Raw genomic sequence first — 14,499 nt, forward strand, 5'->3', positions numbered from 1 at the left:
TAGCGCATATGCGCTCAAGCGCAACCCCTTTTTCGCGGTCACTCCTCGCAGCTTGCGCTCGGGCAGCGACCACGAGGTGATTCCGGCGTCTCCGTAAGCACCCCACGGCCGGCGGTAGAGGGCGGTCCGGGGCCTCGATCGCCTGGATCTTCGGGGGCGCTCGGGTCGGACGTTCTGGGACAACGCCGCCCAGCCCCTGGGCCGGTTCAATGCGACGGTGGGGTCGGAGGCGTCGATGACCTACGTGTGCCGCTCGAACATATAGGCATTCTCAGCTGAGAGGTTGTACTCGTTCCACGCGGCAGCGATAGCCGGCTTAAACCACCCGGCAGTTGCGGCGTTACCGCTTGTGTCCAGCGCCGTAACGAAGGTATCGAAGCCGTCCAGAACTGCCTTCCCTGTATCGAGTCGGCGTTGATGCACGTCCCAGTCTGCAATGTTGTCGCGCTCGCACATCAAGTGCATGACCCTCTGCGAGATCGCCTGGAAGTCTGGTCCGAGAACGCACTGGCGCCAGCCGTTCAAGTAGTCCTCGGCGTAGACGTCGTGCTCCCAGCGGCTTCGTCCGGGCCCGTAGAGAAAGCTGTCGAGCGTTCGAGCGTGCGTCAGGAAGGCTTCGAGGAGCGCAGTGGCTGCAAGGTCCGCACCTGGACCAACCGTCTGTGCGCCGGACATCGCAGCCATTTGTCGTAGCTCGTAACCGACGTGCTGCTCTGCCGTGTATTGAAGACATGCCGCTGAGTGTTGATGGGTCACCCGAGACAGTCTGCTACTGCAGCCCCCGATCTGCTGGCCTGTTTGCCAACGCCAAAACTGCCGTGCCGGCGCGCACTACGCCTACGTTCGTCACAGCAGAACGCGGGCTCAGATCAACGGGTCGAGGCGGATCCTGGGCGGCATCCGTCGGCGATAGTGGGAACCTCTGATCCGGGCTTCGGGCACCCAACTCGACAAGAGTTCGTGGGCAGCGAGGCCTTCTAGGCGATGCGCTTGAAGTGGTCGACCAGGTCGGCGGCGCGGGTCTCGAGCACGCCCGGGCGCTCGGTGTCGTACAGGTCGAGTACCGCGGTGGACAGCTCGTCCTGCACGAACAACAGGTCCTTCAGCGCAGTCTCCGGCCACCACGTCGGGTCGAACACGACGCGGCCGTCGGCGCCGAGCGGCCAGCGCTGTTGCACCGTGATCACGGCTCGCTGAGCGAGGCGCACGCACTCGGCGAGCAGCGTCTCGGGCAGCTTGGCGTCGGCGCCGGGCCGCGAGGCGATGTCGAGGAGGAAGGGCACCGGCAGCCTGGTCGGCTCCACGAGAATCACGCCCTTGGTGATGGCGATGCGCCGCAGCGTCTCCGACACCGGCGCCGCGGAGACGAGCACCGGGTACCAGGCGGCGGTCGCCTCGCTGTTCAGACGGTTCAGGTAGAAGTCCCAGACCTTGTCGTAGAAGGTCACGACCTCGACCTTGGAGAGCGCTGTCATGGCCTTCGACTCGAGGATGACGAGCAGGGCGCCCGTCGCCATGCGGCCGGCGCCGTCGAGCTCGTGGCGGGCGCCGCTCATCGAGCGGGTGCCGAGCAGCGTCGTCGACCCCGGTCCCTGGTGGCGGTCGAAGCCGCCGGCTTCGAACAGCTTGGCGACGCCCCGCTCCCATGCCCGGCCGTCCGGCAGCGGGGCGGGCGTGGGCGGCGAGGAGCCAGGCGTCGAAGCACAGCTCGGTTAGCGGGTCGGCGCGCCGGCCACTCGCCGTGCGCGGCCGGTCGACCCGTCGGAGGGCCGTCGGCATGCCGCGTACCCCGGTGGCGTCGAGCGGGGGCAGGTCAACGTAGGGCATCAGGCGAGGAGGAGGTCGTCGACGCCGTCGGCGTCTGTGGTGACGGTTGACGCCGTCGTGGTGCCGCCGCCGCCGAGGCAGTGATTCGGCCTGGGATCCGCGGAGGCTCTGTACCTTGGAAGTGAGGATGGAGCATGGGATCGTCACACCCGTCGCAGAAGCGGTACCCGCCTGAGTTGAGAGAGCGAGCGGTGAAGATGGCGCGAGACGCCATCGCGGAGCAGGGAGGTCAGAGCTTCGGGGTGATTCCCCGGATCGCCAAGCAGCTCGGGGTCGGCCCCGAGTCGCTGAGGGGCTGGCTCAAGCAGGCCGATATCGATGCGGGCAAACGGCCGGGGATCTCCAGCACCGATGCCGCCCGGATCGCCGAGCTCGAGCGGGAGGTCCGCGATCTGCGCCGGGCGAACGACATCTTGAAAGCCGCCTCGATTTTCTTCGCGACCGAGCTCGACGGTCGCCCGAAGAAGTAGTCAGGGCGAGTTCAAGGGGTGACGGCTGCAGGGTGGGGTTGAGGGTCCACCGGTCGGAGTGACTGCACGGGCATGCTGCCCGCTGCACACAGCAACCCGACCGGTGGAGGACTCATCTTGCCAGCTGACCCGTTGACCTTGCCCGAACGCGAGGAGATCCGCGCTGGGATCGAGCGGGGAGAGACCGTGACATCGATCGCTGCCCGTCTTGGCCGCCACCGCTGCAGCGTGTCGAGCGAGGTGTCCCGCAACGGCGGACGCGGCTGCTACCGGGCGGTCAACGCGGAGACCCGCGCCCGGCGACAACGAGCCCGACCCAAGAAGACGGCCTTCGCCGGCGACGTCGCGCTCGCCGCACATGTGACCGCCCGGCTGCGAGCGAAGGACTCGCCGATGACCATCGCGGTCGAACTGGCAAAAGGCGTGTACCCGGAGGTGACTGGCAGGGTCAGCCACGAGACGATCTATGCCGCCGTCCACGCCCAGGGGCGGCGGGGACTGGTCAAAGGCCTCCACGTCGGTCTGCACCGGCACCGACGGTGCCGCAAGCATCGAATCCCCAAAGGCGAGGCGCCGCAACCGAAATCGCCGCTGGGGCAGTTCACCCCGATCAGTTCCCGGCCCGCCCAAGCCGATGGACGCACCCATGTTGGGCATCTCGAAGGAGACCTGATCATCGGTGCCGCCAACCGGTCAGCGATCGTCACAGTGTTCGACCGGGCCAGCCGCCACTGCTGGCTCGCCGACCTCCCCGACGGCCACAAGGCAGAGGCCACCCTCGCAGCTCTCGTCGAGCTCGTCGAGCGCATCCCCCCTCAACACCGCTTGACGCTCACCTGGGACCAAGGACGCGAGATGTCTCGCTGGGCTGACCTCCAAAAGCTCTGCGACATCGACGTCTACTTCGCCGACGCCCACCACCCCTGGCAGCGCCCCACCAACGAGAACGGCAACGGCCTCCTGCGCCGCTACGTCGGCAAAGGCACCGACCTGAGCATCTACACCCCCGCCCACCTACGAGCCATCGAGCACCGCCTCAACACCATGCCCCGCCGCAGCCTGAAGTGGTCAACCGCCCACCACGTCTACACTGCCGCTGTCGCGATGACCGGTTGAACTCGCCCAGCTTCATCGACGCCCACCGGGACAACACGACCGGTGGGCGTCGATGGGGGGTCGAGCCGATCTGCGAGGTTCTCGAGGTCGCCCCTTCTACCTACTACTCGGCCAAGTCCCGGCCACCGTCGGCCCGCGCGGAGCGCGACGCCGTGCTGATCCCGATCCTGGTGGCGCTCTGGGTCGCCAACTACTCGGTCTACGGACGACGAAAGCTGACCAAAGCGGCCCGCAAGACCGGCCATGACATCGGCCGGGACCAGGTGGCCCGACTGATGCGAGCGGCCGGGATACGAGGCGCCAGCCGGGCCAAGAAGCGTTTCACGACCCGCCAGGACCCCGCGGCCCTGCGCGCACCGGACCTCGTGAAACGCAACTTCGTCGCCACCGGGCCCGACCAGCTGTGGGTTGCGGACTTCACGTACTGCTCGACGTGGTCGGGCGTCGTGTACGTGGCCTTCGTCATCGACGTGTTCTCCCGGCGGATCGTGGGCTGGAAGGCGTCGTATTCGATGAGCGCCAACTTGGTCATCGACGCACTGAACATGGCCGCCTGGACCCGGCGCCACAGCGCCCTTGACCGTCTCGTATGTCACAGTGACGCGGGGAGCCAGTACACCTCGATCGCCTACACCGAACGCCTCGACGACATCGGCGCCTCACCCTCTATCGGCACCGTGGCTGACAGTTACGACAACGCGATGGCCGAGGCGGTCAACGCCTTGTTCAAGACCGAGCTCTACCGCAACCCGGCCGTGCTCGCTCGGGTCGGCGGGCACTGGAAAGGCCTCGACGACCTCGAGGTCGAGACCTGCGGGTGGGTGAGCTGGTTCAACACCGAACGCATCCACGGCGAACTCGATGATCTCACCCCCGAGGAAGCCGAGGCCGCCCACTACGCGCTCAACCCCGCGATCTCTCCCGCTCTCCACAGCGGCCGCAGAGCCAGTTGACGGTGCCGGCATCTCCACGTTATGTCACGTACGCTTGACGTAATGGTGAGACCGAAGAGCGTGCCGGGCGAAACAGGTCAGGAGTTGATGGACCGAGTCGTCACCGCGGCGCGCGCCGCCACTGCGGCCGAGACGGCCCTTCACGACGCGGTGGACCACGCCCGCCAAGCCGGGATTCCCTGGGCGATCATCGGCGCCGCGGTCGGGGTGAGCCGCCAAGCCGCCCAGCAGAAGTTCTCCCGGCCAGCGCCGGGCCGGCTGCTCTAACAGCACCCGCAGAAGGCTTGGTGGTGACTCGGCTCCGGGGTCAGCGCCGGGTCCATCCGCTACCCTCCAGATCCTCAGGGTCACACAGCCCTGAGGACACCAACCGAAAAGGCCTCCATCAAACCCAGGCCGAATCAGCAGTCCGCAACCGTGGACGCAGTGATGGTCGTGAGCCCGGCCCGGGCGCCGGCGTCGAGGACTCGGTGCGCCTGGCTGAGCAGGATGCCGACGCGCCCCTGGGACTGGGCGATGAGCTCGCTGACGGCGTCGGCCTGGAAGGGCGTCAGGTCGTCGTCGACATCGTCGACGCGGGAGGCGTCGAGGTACACGCGCAGGAGCTCGGCGCCGTCGTCCTCGTTGGTGATTCCACGCAGCACGACGACGGCTGAGTCGTTGGCCGGCACTGCCTCGAAGCTCGGCAGGCGGTGCATGACCCACATGTCGGCGAGGGCGGCCGCCGCTGTCGAGTGGAAGGTAAGGACCATGCGGAGCTGCGACGCGTACGGCTCCTCCTCCTGCAGGTCGCGGATGCGGCCGACCTCACGGTCGCGCTTGGCCTTGGTCAGCGTGCGGTTGTTGGCCAGGTCCTCGAGCTGGTCGACGAACAGGAACAGGCGCTCGATGCCGGCCGCCTTGAGCGCCGTCAGGGCGAAGTCGAGGTAGGCGATGCCGGCGCGGAGCTTCATGGCGTCGCTGGCCCGGGCGATGGCCTCCTGCATATCGACGCCGCCGGCGGCGAACCCGTCGAGCAGCTCGGGGCGCAGCGGTGATCCGGCCGGCGCAGTATCGAGCCGCACCCTGCGCAGGTCGTTGATGATGGCATCCTTGGTGACGTCGTCCTCGTCGATCGACTCCTGCGCGGCGATGCGCTCGATCACCATCTTGCGGGCCTTGTCGAGCACCGACGGCTGGCCGCGGTGGGCCACACCGAGGTCGGCGACTGCGGCGTGCAGCACGGGGAACAAGCCCATGGCTACGCCGCTCTTGAGGTTGGTGTAGGCGGCGGCGACGGGCACGATGCGTTCCGCCTTGAGCCCGGTGGCCTCCAGGACTGCGCGACCGAGGTCGTTGTTGATGCGGTCGCGCATCTGGCGAATCAGCCGGGTCTTGCCGAATCCGGTGTCGGCGCTGGTGCCCATCGACCACAAGAAGCCGAGGGCGGGGCCGCCGCGCACGCCGCCGCGAATGAACTTGCGGCCGAACGCGCGATCTCAGCGGAGTACAGCTCGGCCCACGGCTCGTCGTCCTTGTTCGAGATGGCCTCGGCCGGGAACGGGTTCTGGTCGAGGCCCCACTCGTTCTCCATGTGGACATAGGGGTCGATGATGGTCATGACGCACCTCCTGGTGCTTCGGCGCCCGTGCGGGCGATGGACATGGAGTACCGGGGGCTGCCGCCCCGGGAGTACACCGGCTCAGAGTCTGGGTGGTCGCCGTCGCTGCGGATGCGCAGCTCGACGCGAAAGCCGCCGCGGACGATCGTCCCATTGACGAGGCCCTCGATGACGCGGTCAACGAGGACCCGGACGACACCGCATCGGAACGCGGCCTCGGCTCGCACCTGATGGATGGGCAGGTATGGCGCCTGGAGAGCCGACCCCTCGGCCTGGCGGAAGTAGGCGGCGACGACGGCATCGGCGATGGCGTTGGCGTGTGCGGCGAAGCCGCGGCGGCGGATTGCCAGGCCGGCGCCGGGGCCTTCCGGCACGATCAGCGTGGCCATCGCCATGGAGACCGTCGGCTTCGCGTCGACGACGAAGTTCTCGGGCCGCACGTTGTCGAGGTCGGCGGCCAACCACACGGTGAACGGCCCGACGGCGCCGTTGACGTAGCGGCTCTGGTCGGTGACCCGAAAGTTCGAGCCCCAGGCCCGCAGGTTCTTCAAGTCGGACGGACCGCCCCCGATCCCGCGTGCCTCGAGCGCCGCCGCCGCGCAAGCCTCGGTGACAACCTCGGCCCTGGCCTTGCGGCTCGGCGGGTTGTCGTCGACGCGGCCCTCAAACCGGCGCCTGCTCCAGGTCCGAATGGTTTCGGCGACCTGCTCGGCCGTCAGGACCGACCCCGCCGTGTTGATCTCCGCCGCCGCGCGATCCGCCAGCTCCTGCACCGAGTTCGCCGACTCGATGTCGCTGACGTCGAACACCGGCAAGACGAGCGGTGCCCGGTGGAGGGCGAAGATGAACGCCCGGAACGACGGGTGGGAGTTCAGGACCCGGTCGACGACGTAGGTGGTGAAGGCCGCATCGTCCGCCGCCAGCTCGGCCGCCGCCTCTCCTTCGCTGGTCAGCCGGTAGACGCGGCCGGCGTGGCGAACGATGTACTGGCGGGCTGACGGCAGCGTCTCCTGGTCAACAAGGCCCAGCAACATCCCCTCGGCCAACAGGTCCGACGTCGGCGCCCAATACGCCTCGGCCTGGCCCACCCGGCTTGCCACAGCACGCCCCCGACCGGCCGCAGCAAGCGAAGCCGCAGTCGACATGTACGTCTGCCGGCAGGCCTCGAACATGGCGCCCTCGCCGCGGAGGACAGCCAGCAACGCCTTCAGGTGCGGGACGAGGTGCGGGACCCGCGGGATGGTCGCACCAGAGGGATCAGCAGCCACGAGCAAACACAATCGCGTGTCAGGACTCTCGTGCAAGAGTCCTGGCGCAGGTTGGTGGGCGCTTCGGCAGACGCTCAACGCGCGGCCAGTCAGGGCCGCCACCAAGTAGGGCGCCCCAATGCGCAATCAGAACGTTCGTCGGAGCTCGAAGCCCCCTACCGCAACGGCCGCTGTCTCGATACCCCGGCTGTCCGGGTACTCTGAAGCGTCCCCGAGGTGCCGATCGGGGGCGCACCAGAACGCGCGCTCCATAACCCAAGGCGACTCGTAGCGCGGATGATGCAGAACGGCACATCGGGGGCGGGCGGATTCCGAGCGCGTCGACGTCCAGTACTTACTTATTCCGCCAGGATCTCGGAGAGGGGGCTCAACTAAAAGACCGGATGGGCCGATGGTGTCGAGGTGGGTGAGGCGGGAGAATCAGCGCGAGTAGAGGGGGAACGGGTCCGCCGGGAACTGGCGGAGACGCTGGCCAAGGCCGATCGCTTGGCCAAGCGAATTGACGGGTTCGAGGCTGGCGAGGAGGGCGAGCGCACCACAGCGAAGGCTCTGACGGCACTGCCGGCCGAGTTTCTCGTCCACCATGACCTGCACATCTACGGCTCGGAGGCCAACGTCGACCACGTCGTCGTGGGTCCGACCGGGGTCTATGTCATCGACAGTAAGCACTGGACCGGTCGGCTGAGCGCCACCAAGGGGATGCTTTGGTCTGGCCGGCACCCGCAGCGCCGAGCCCTCACGAATCTGGCATGGGAGACGGCCTGTGTCGCCGGGGCGCTGACGTCGACGGGCGCAGGGGTGCCTGTCTCCGTCATTTCTGTGACGGGAATCGGCCGAGGCGACCGGGCCTTCGAGATCGACGGAACCTGGGTACTGCCGGTCGAGATGTTGACCGACTTTCTCACAGCCGGACCGTCGCACGTCCCGGCGGGCGTCGCCCGGGTGGCGTCTGAGGCGCTGTCCGCTCGTCGACTCCCCCGGGCCCGCTACCCATCGAATTCGCGCCTCGAGCCGCCGCCATCCACGGCCCACCACGCTCCAGAGCGCCTCGATCCGATCTCCGTCCCGCTGGCCGCCTCCCGGGCTGCCCAACCGAAAGTCGACCTGGAACCAACCCAGCCAGGGTCATCAGGGGCGAACCCGAGGCCCAGCGCAATGCCCCCGAGGCCACCGTCGGTGCAGCCGCGTATCGCTTCGGCGTCTGCGAGCACACGGCGCAGCCAGCGCCGGCGGCCGGCGCACACGACGAGAGCAGCACAGCTCGCAGTCGGCGTGCTCCTGATCGCTGTCTCCGGGGCAGCTCTGCGGTATCTGCCCCAAGTCGGACGGGTCGCCGGCGCACTGACATCGACCCAGCCGAGGACTGTTGCGCCGCCTGCGTCCTCTGCCAGAACTCACCGGCCGCCACGCCACTGAGGGCCACCTGGAGTTGTCCCAACCCGAGCGCCGGCTGGACGGCCACGTTCAGACTGAGCCGCAACGAGCAAGCCACGCTCGGAACGTGGGAGATACAGGTCGCCGCCAGCGAGGAGGGCCCATGGATCGTGAAGGCGACCGGCCAAGGCGACATGAGATTGACCGGCCTGCCACCGGGACGGACCGGCTGGGTCCGGGGAGGCAACATCTCGTCAGTGGGAATCTCCGGGGACGCGATCGCGGAGGGCCGCCTCACTACACCGACTGGTTGCTGACGGAGGACCACGAGCCCCGAATCCATCGGATGATGTCGGCGGAGCGGCGCCGAACGAGCGCCCTCGAATCCACCCCAGCGTCGCCATCACCCAAGGCAGAACGGCACCTCGGGCGGCCTGAAGTGCTCTTGGTAGGCCGTCGTGGCGGGTTGTCGCCCGGCGGCCCGGGTGGTCGGCCTCGCCGAGTGTTCAGTGTGAAGGCGAGCGCTTGAAGGCGCCCCGCTTCGCGGCACCTCAGCGTTGGGCAAGGATGGCCCGATGACCGCCGAGTACATCGAGGACGACCGGTTCCGGGGGGCCCGCGTCCGCCGGTGCGATCTTGCCGGGCTGGAGATCCGAGACTGTGACCTCAGCGGCATAAAGATCGTCGACTCCTGGGCCAACGTGCTGCGCGTCGACGGCTACTTCGATCATCTCGTCGTCAACGATGTCGACGTCAGCGCCTACGTCGACGCCGAGCTCGACCGCCGCCACCCCGTACGGGCGCTGGCGCGGGTCGCTACGTCACCCGACGAGTTCCGGGGCGCCTGGGATGAGATCGAGACCCTGTGGGCGGCGACGCTAGATCGGGCCCGGAGCCTGCCCGAGGCGAAACTGCACGAACGGGTCGGTGGGGAGTGGTCGCTGGTGGACGCCCAACGGCACCTGCTCTTCGCCAGCGACGCGTGGCTCGGCAGCGCCGTGCTCGAAGAGCAGACCCCCTATCACCCGTTAGGCCTTCCCGCCGAGCCAGGCTTCCCAGCCGCCGACACCGCCAAGTTGGGACTGACTCCCGATGCAGCTCCCACGCTCGACGAGGTGCTCGCGCCGAGGCTGGCCCGCATGGCAGTAATGCGACGCACGGTTGAAGCCCTCACTGACTCTGAGCTCGATCGGATCTGCAGCCGCAAGCCGGCCGATCCCTATCCCGACCAGGAATACGTCGTTGGCCGCTGTCTCAAGGTGGTGCTGAAAGAAGAAGCCGAGCACCACCGCTACACGGTTCGTGATCTCGCCCTCCTCGAGACCACGACCCCCGGCGAGTGAGCGTCCATACCCGCAGACCGCCCAACAAGGACCAACAGAACGACGCGCCACAACCGCGGGGTTCAGGTCGGCCCACGAGCGTCGAACGGCACGTATGGAGTGGAGGCGGTCGTCAGGGCGGACCTGTCGAGTGGGGCATCGCACGGGCGGATGGGTGCTACAGGTCGGGGGTGGCGGTGAGCTCGACGGGCTCGCTGACGTCGTCGAGCCGCGCTGGCGGGCGCTCATCCTGATGGCGGCGTGGTGCGGGCTTCGGCGCGGCGAGCTACTGGCGCTCCGGCGAAAAGACATTGACATGCTCCACGGGATCGTCCGCGTGGAGCGCTCCGTGCAGCACCTGCGTGGCGGCGAGGTGGTCCTCGGGCCGCCCAAGACGGCAGCTGGGCGGCGCCGGGTGGTCATGCCGCCGCACGTGCTGCCCGAGGTGGAACGCCACCTCGAAACGTGGGTGAAGGCCGGCCCCGAGGCCCTGGTCTTCACCTCCAAGGTCGGCGACCTCCTGCACCCGTACATGGTCCAGCGGGCATGGGAAGCGGCTCGGAGGGCGGCCGGCGTCGAGCACCTCCGCTTCCACGACCTGCGCCACACGGGCAACACCCTCGCGGCGGCCACCGGCGCCAGCACCAAGGAGCTGATGGCCCGCATGGGGCACGCCAGCCCGCAGGCGGCGCTGATCTACCAGCATGCCAGCGAGGAGCGCGACCGCGTCATCGCCGAAGCCCTCTCCGAGATGGCATCCCGAGCCGGAGTCGTGCCCATCCGCCGGGGCATCTCGGAGCAAGCCGAGAGCAAGCCGAGAGCAAGCCGAGAGCAAGCCGAGAGCAAGCCGAGAGCAAGCCCTGACCTGGCCGACGCAGAGTTGGGTACCGCTGCGGGATACCAGGCACAGCCGGGGTGCCCTGGTCATGACACGTCCCCGGAGTGCCGAAGCCGGCTGCACCAGGTACCCCTCGCGATTCCTAGGTCACGTTCAGGTCACGCCGACCCCTCGGAGCACCTCGGCGGACGCCCGACAACCCACTGACCTGCACTTTTACGAGCACCCCCAACGGGATTCGAACCCGTGCTGCCGCCTTGAAAGGGCGGTGTCCTAGGCCGCTAGACGATGGGGGCGGGACGGTAGAGGCTATCGCCACCCCGGCCGGCCCGCAGCGACCGTCTCCGGAGGCGCCCCACGGGGCCTCCCCGGCTGGGGTTCAGGACTCCCCGAGGGACCACTCGGTCCCGGCGGGGGAGTCCCGGACCTCGACGCCGGCGGCGATGAGGTCGTCGCGGATGCGGTCCGCCGCCGCCCAGCGCTTCTCGCTGCGTGCCCCGTCGCGTTGGGCGAGCAGCGCAGTGACGAAGGGGCCGACCACCGTGGCCGGGTCTTGTGCCCCGGTGCGGGCCACCTCGCCGAGCCGGACGACCATGCGCCGCAGCGCCGCCCGGCCTCGCTCGCCGGCGTCGGACTGGGTGGTGTCCCCCGCCCACGCCGCGAGGGTGTCCTCCAGTTCGAGCACCGCGCGGACCGCGCCGTCGACGTCGCGTTCCGCCAGGCACCGGTCGAAGGTCGCGTCGCAGGTCCGGATCGCCGCGTGGAGCGGCGTCGGATCCCCGGGCTCACGGCTCGTCGCGGAGCCCGGCGAGCCGTGAGGCTCGTCCTCCCGGCCCGCCGGCGCAGACCCGAGGGAGCGGGCGGTGCCGGCCCCGGCGGCCATGGCGGGCAGCGATGCCCACGCCTCGGTGGACCCGGTGGGAAGCACCTGCGACCGGCCGTGGGACCGCAACGTCACGGTCCCGTTGCCGACCACCGTGGCGGTACCGGCGTCGAGGTCCACGACCAACCCGGTGTGCTCGTCGATGCCGAGGACCCACCCGTCTTCGGGCATCCGCTCCTCAAGGAGCCGCAGCCTGCGCTCGCCGAGGTAGCAAAACCGGGTGTCGTGGTGGCCGCCCTCGGCGTTGTCGTAGTGGGGGATCACCGCGACGGGCTGGCGGAGGAGGTCGAGGCCTTGCGTCCACTGCGGGGTCTCTCCGGCCTTGTAGATCTCGTAGACCGGGACGGTGAAGCGGCCGAGGGTCAGCGCCGCGGCACTGGCGAACACCACGCCGCCGCCGTGCGCCAGCTTGTCGGCCAGGAGATCAGGCAGGTCAGTGCCCTTCCATTGGCGGAGGGCGTAGGTGGGGCTACCCGGACCGGCGAAGGTCCACACCGCCGCGGCGATCCGGCTGAGCGCTTCCTCCCGGGCCAGGGCGTCCCCGTCGGCGCGTCGCAGCGACGCCACTTCGACGCGGCGCCCGACGCTGTCCGCGAAGTAGGAGACGGCCTTCTCGGAGATGTCGTCGGCGTTCTCCTGGAACCCGTAGGGAGTGTCGAGGAGCACCGCGGGACCGTCCCCGAGCTGCTCGAACACTGCCCGGTGGGGTTTCACCATGGTCGGAGCGGTCTCTCCTGACCCCATCATCACCAGGAGCCTGTTCACGCCGCCTCCAGCGGGGGGAACAAGACCCCGGTGGCGGTGTCGTGGATCAGCGAGGCGATCTCCGCTGGGTGCTGGGCGTGCAGGTCGTGGTCGCCGACCACCCACCGGACCTCGCAGCGGGCCAGGGCCCGCCGGGCCCGGTCCACCTCTTCCCTCTTGGCGGCGTCGAAGCGCCCGCCCGGCCCCGAGGAGTCTTGCGCGGCGACGATCAGCACCGGGAGGTGCAATTCTTGCCAGCGGCGGGACGGATGGTGTTCCCACAGCTGGCGCAGGATTGCCATGTGGTGAGGTCGGCTCAGCCAGGGGCGCGCGGTTCCGTCGGGCATCCTCTCCAGGTTGGCCAGGGTGCCGTCGATACCTGTAACCGGCCAGTCGGGATGGGCGTTGCGGATCCACCGCTCGACTTGCTCGTAGGGGGTTCCGGCGATCGGCGGCGGGGCCAGCGCGGCCTCGCATGTGGGCCAATCGGCGAAGCGCTCCGACAGTTCGATGGTTCCGCCGTCGACGAGAACCAACGCGCCGACCCGTCCCGGGTGGAGGGCGGCCAGCTCGACGGCGACGTTGGCGCCCCAGCTCTGTCCGGCGACGACCGGGCGGCCGGCCGGGTCGTCCCAGCCGAGGTGGTCGAGGACCGCGACGAGGTCGGAGGCCAAAGTGGCGTGGTCGTAGCCTCCGTCGGGCTTGTCGGAACGGCCGTGACCGCGCTGGTCGACCGCCGCGACAGTGTGGCCGGCCGCGGCCAGATGCTCGGCGACGCCGTTCCACAGACGGGCGTTGGAGGCCAGCCCGTGCACCGCCAGGACCGGAGGGGGCGCGGCCGGGCCGGTCTCGCCCGGCCCGTGGACCCGAACCGCCAGCTCCACCCCCGGCGCCACCGGGACCCGGGTCTCTGAAGGGGGAGGGGTCACCCGACCTTGTCCGGCCCGGCCGCGGTGGGGGTGACAGCGATGAGGACGCGCCGCTCGCGTTCCATGGCGGAGCGGTACTCGTCCCAGTCGGGGTGCTCGCCGGCGATCTGGCGGTACAGCGCTATCAGCCCGTCCATGGCGTCGGGGAGTGACACGATCTCCGCGGTGCCCTCGACGGTCACCCACCTCCCGAAGAACGTGTCGGGGAAGGCGCAGAGCGTGACTCGGGGATCGCGGCGCAAGTTGCGCACCTTGTAGGCCGGCTCCCTGCTCGAGATCATGATCCGTCCGGTGGCGCCGTCGACGCCGTGGACGACCGGCGACGGCTGCGGGTCACCGCTCGGCTTGCGGGCGATCAACACCGAGTGGTGGTTGGACTGGAGGTAGTCGAGCGCATCGGAGAGGTCCACGCCGTCAATCATCCCCTGCCAGCGCCTCTACAACGCACTCTTGCAGGTACCCCAGGAAGTAGTAGAGCTGGTGCTCGGGGTCGTTGGTGTGCGGGTCGTCGGCCTCGGTGACGTCGAGGCTGGTGCCGATCACCAGGCGAAGGTGGTTGAGGGCCCGGACCCACGCGTCGAGCTCGTCGGGGCTCAGCTCGTCGGCCCGTGCGGTCTGCTCCAAAACGTTCAACGCCGCGCCGTGCCTTTCCACCAAATCTTCCTGCATCAAGCGGGCGTATTCCTCTTGCTTGTCGGCGTCGACCTCCTCGCCGTAGGCGGGCGGGAACAGTCGGCGCAGTCCCGGCGCGTCGGGATCGGTCAGCGCCTCTCGCAGCTGGGGGGCCAGGGATTCGAGGACCGCCCGTTCGTCGGCGGACAGGTTGAGGGCGTAGCGACCGGAGCGGGTGCGGCGCACCGGCCGGCGGAACAGCGGCGCCACCGCTAGTCGTCGTGTTCCATGGTTGCCCACAAGCCGTGCTCGTGCAGGCGGAACACGTCGAGCTCGGCTTTCTCCCGAGGCCCGTCGGACACCACCGCCTTGCCTTTGAGGTGCACGTCGAGCATCAGCTTGTGGGCCTTCTCCTTGCTGTACCCGAACAGCTTTTGCAGCACGAAGGTGACGTAGGACATGAGGTTGATCGGATCGTTCCAGACGATCACCTTCCACGGCCGGTCCGACGCTGGCGCGTCAACGACCTCCGGTCGCTCGAGCTCGACCGGCGCGAGCGACAC

General features: G+C 69.0%; 16 protein-coding genes, 1 tRNA gene and 1 pseudogene. 7 read left to right on the forward strand and 11 right to left on the reverse strand.

Annotation, left to right across the window (positions count from 1 at the left end; translation table 11 throughout):
- Window positions 1-240 precede the first annotated feature (240 nt).
- Window positions 241-684, reverse strand: a complete 444-nt coding sequence (locus K6U06_RS01610; protein ID WP_262320135.1) for a hypothetical protein — start codon at window positions 682-684, stop codon at window positions 241-243.
- Window positions 685-977: 293 nt separating this feature from the next.
- Complete coding sequence (locus K6U06_RS01615; protein WP_262320136.1) at window positions 978-1,556, reverse strand: hypothetical protein; 579 nt, start codon at window positions 1,554-1,556, stop codon at window positions 978-980.
- A 405-nt stretch (window positions 1,557-1,961) separates the two neighbouring features.
- Here K6U06_RS01615 and K6U06_RS01620 point away from each other — a divergent pair, with 405 nt between their 5' ends.
- From K6U06_RS01620 to K6U06_RS01635, 4 genes and pseudogenes are all read left to right on the forward strand, one after another.
- Window positions 1,962-2,297, forward strand: coding sequence for a transposase (locus tag K6U06_RS01620; RefSeq protein WP_262320137.1), 336 nt, complete (start codon window positions 1,962-1,964; stop codon window positions 2,295-2,297).
- Between the two features lie 72 nt (window positions 2,298-2,369).
- On the forward strand, window positions 2,370-3,413 hold the full coding sequence (locus K6U06_RS01625; protein ID WP_410050948.1) for an IS30 family transposase: 1,044 nt from the start codon (window positions 2,370-2,372) through the stop codon (window positions 3,411-3,413).
- Window positions 3,347-4,366, forward strand: a pseudogene (locus tag K6U06_RS01630) (IS3 family transposase); the annotation flags it as partial. The gene K6U06_RS01625 and the pseudogene K6U06_RS01630, both read left to right, overlap by 67 nt.
- Before the next feature lie 42 nt (window positions 4,367-4,408).
- On the forward strand, window positions 4,409-4,633 hold the full coding sequence (locus K6U06_RS01635) for a hypothetical protein (protein WP_262320139.1): 225 nt from the start codon (window positions 4,409-4,411) through the stop codon (window positions 4,631-4,633).
- 134 nt (window positions 4,634-4,767) lie between these two features.
- Here the strand turns inward: K6U06_RS01635 and K6U06_RS01640 are convergent, their stop codons facing one another.
- Genes K6U06_RS01640 through K6U06_RS01650 form a run of 3 tightly spaced genes read right to left on the reverse strand, consistent with a single transcriptional unit; the run spans window position 4,768 to window position 7,066 of the window.
- Complete coding sequence (locus tag K6U06_RS01640; protein WP_262320140.1) at window positions 4,768-5,808, reverse strand: hypothetical protein; 1,041 nt, start codon at window positions 5,806-5,808, stop codon at window positions 4,768-4,770.
- Window positions 5,730-5,966, reverse strand: coding sequence for a hypothetical protein (locus K6U06_RS01645; protein ID WP_262320141.1), 237 nt, complete (start codon window positions 5,964-5,966; stop codon window positions 5,730-5,732). The genes K6U06_RS01640 and K6U06_RS01645 overlap by 79 nt, the downstream gene beginning before the upstream one ends.
- Window positions 5,963-7,066, reverse strand: coding sequence for a hypothetical protein (locus K6U06_RS01650; RefSeq protein WP_262320142.1), 1,104 nt, complete (start codon window positions 7,064-7,066; stop codon window positions 5,963-5,965). Before K6U06_RS01650 ends, K6U06_RS01645 begins: the two co-directional genes overlap by 4 nt.
- 570 nt (window positions 7,067-7,636) lie before the next feature.
- Between K6U06_RS01650 and K6U06_RS24595 the strand changes: the two genes are divergently transcribed.
- The 3 genes from K6U06_RS24595 to K6U06_RS01660 all read left to right on the forward strand — a co-directional run bounded on the left by K6U06_RS24595 (window position 7,637) and on the right by K6U06_RS01660 (window position 10,975).
- Window positions 7,637-8,650, forward strand: a complete 1,014-nt coding sequence (locus K6U06_RS24595) for an NERD domain-containing protein (protein ID WP_410050949.1) — start codon at window positions 7,637-7,639, stop codon at window positions 8,648-8,650.
- A 533-nt stretch (window positions 8,651-9,183) separates the two neighbouring features.
- Entirely contained in the window at window positions 9,184-9,951 is a 768-nt protein-coding gene (locus K6U06_RS01655) for a DinB family protein (RefSeq protein ID WP_262320143.1), read from the forward strand.
- Window positions 9,952-10,105: 154 nt separating this feature from the next.
- Complete coding sequence (locus K6U06_RS01660) at window positions 10,106-10,975, forward strand: site-specific integrase (RefSeq protein ID WP_262320144.1); 870 nt, start codon at window positions 10,106-10,108, stop codon at window positions 10,973-10,975.
- Between the two features lie 16 nt (window positions 10,976-10,991).
- Here K6U06_RS01660 and K6U06_RS01665 read toward each other — a convergent pair.
- The 6 genes from K6U06_RS01665 to clpS form a co-directional block, all read right to left on the reverse strand.
- A tRNA-Glu gene (locus tag K6U06_RS01665) sits at window positions 10,992-11,064 on the reverse strand.
- Between the two features lie 83 nt (window positions 11,065-11,147).
- Window positions 11,148-12,416 (reverse strand): hypothetical protein, encoded by a 1,269-nt coding sequence (locus tag K6U06_RS01670; RefSeq protein WP_262320145.1) that lies wholly within the window; start codon window positions 12,414-12,416, stop codon window positions 11,148-11,150.
- Window positions 12,413-13,324 carry an alpha/beta fold hydrolase gene (locus tag K6U06_RS01675; RefSeq protein ID WP_262320146.1) on the reverse strand — a complete coding sequence of 304 codons (912 nt, stop codon included), beginning with the start codon at window positions 13,322-13,324 and terminating at the stop codon, window positions 12,413-12,415. The genes K6U06_RS01670 and K6U06_RS01675 overlap by 4 nt, the downstream gene beginning before the upstream one ends.
- Window positions 13,321-13,734, reverse strand: a complete 414-nt coding sequence (locus K6U06_RS01680) for a PPOX class F420-dependent oxidoreductase (protein ID WP_262320147.1) — start codon at window positions 13,732-13,734, stop codon at window positions 13,321-13,323. Before K6U06_RS01680 ends, K6U06_RS01675 begins: the two co-directional genes overlap by 4 nt.
- Window positions 13,735-13,738: 4 nt before the next feature.
- Window positions 13,739-14,206, reverse strand: a complete 468-nt coding sequence (locus K6U06_RS01685; RefSeq protein ID WP_262320148.1) for a DUF2017 domain-containing protein — start codon at window positions 14,204-14,206, stop codon at window positions 13,739-13,741.
- Window positions 14,207-14,208: 2 nt separating this feature from the next.
- Entirely contained in the window at window positions 14,209-14,499 is a 291-nt protein-coding gene (gene clpS / locus K6U06_RS01690) for an ATP-dependent Clp protease adapter ClpS (RefSeq protein ID WP_262320149.1), read from the reverse strand.

This window comes from Acidiferrimicrobium sp. IK, from assembly GCF_025499425.1.
Taxonomy (GTDB): Bacteria; Actinomycetota; Acidimicrobiia; order Acidimicrobiales; family Palsa-688; genus Acidiferrimicrobium.

Excerpts from the sequence above, each read along its gene's own strand:
- K6U06_RS01620 (WP_262320137.1), top strand. The coding sequence starts at position 1,962 with ATGGGATCGTCACACCCGTCGCAGAAGCGGTACCCGCCTGAGTTGAGA.
- K6U06_RS01645 (WP_262320141.1), bottom strand. The coding sequence starts at position 5,966 with ATGACCATCATCGACCCCTATGTCCACATGGAGAACGAGTGGGGCCTC.
- K6U06_RS01635 (WP_262320139.1), top strand. The coding sequence starts at position 4,409 with ATGGTGAGACCGAAGAGCGTGCCGGGCGAAACAGGTCAGGAGTTGATG.
- K6U06_RS01615 (WP_262320136.1), bottom strand. The coding sequence starts at position 1,556 with ATGAGCGGCGCCCGCCACGAGCTCGACGGCGCCGGCCGCATGGCGACG.
- K6U06_RS01610 (WP_262320135.1), bottom strand. The coding sequence starts at position 684 with ATGGCTGCGATGTCCGGCGCACAGACGGTTGGTCCAGGTGCGGACCTT.
- K6U06_RS01655 (WP_262320143.1), top strand. The coding sequence starts at position 9,184 with ATGACCGCCGAGTACATCGAGGACGACCGGTTCCGGGGGGCCCGCGTC.
- K6U06_RS01625 (WP_410050948.1), top strand. The coding sequence starts at position 2,370 with ATGCTGCCCGCTGCACACAGCAACCCGACCGGTGGAGGACTCATCTTG.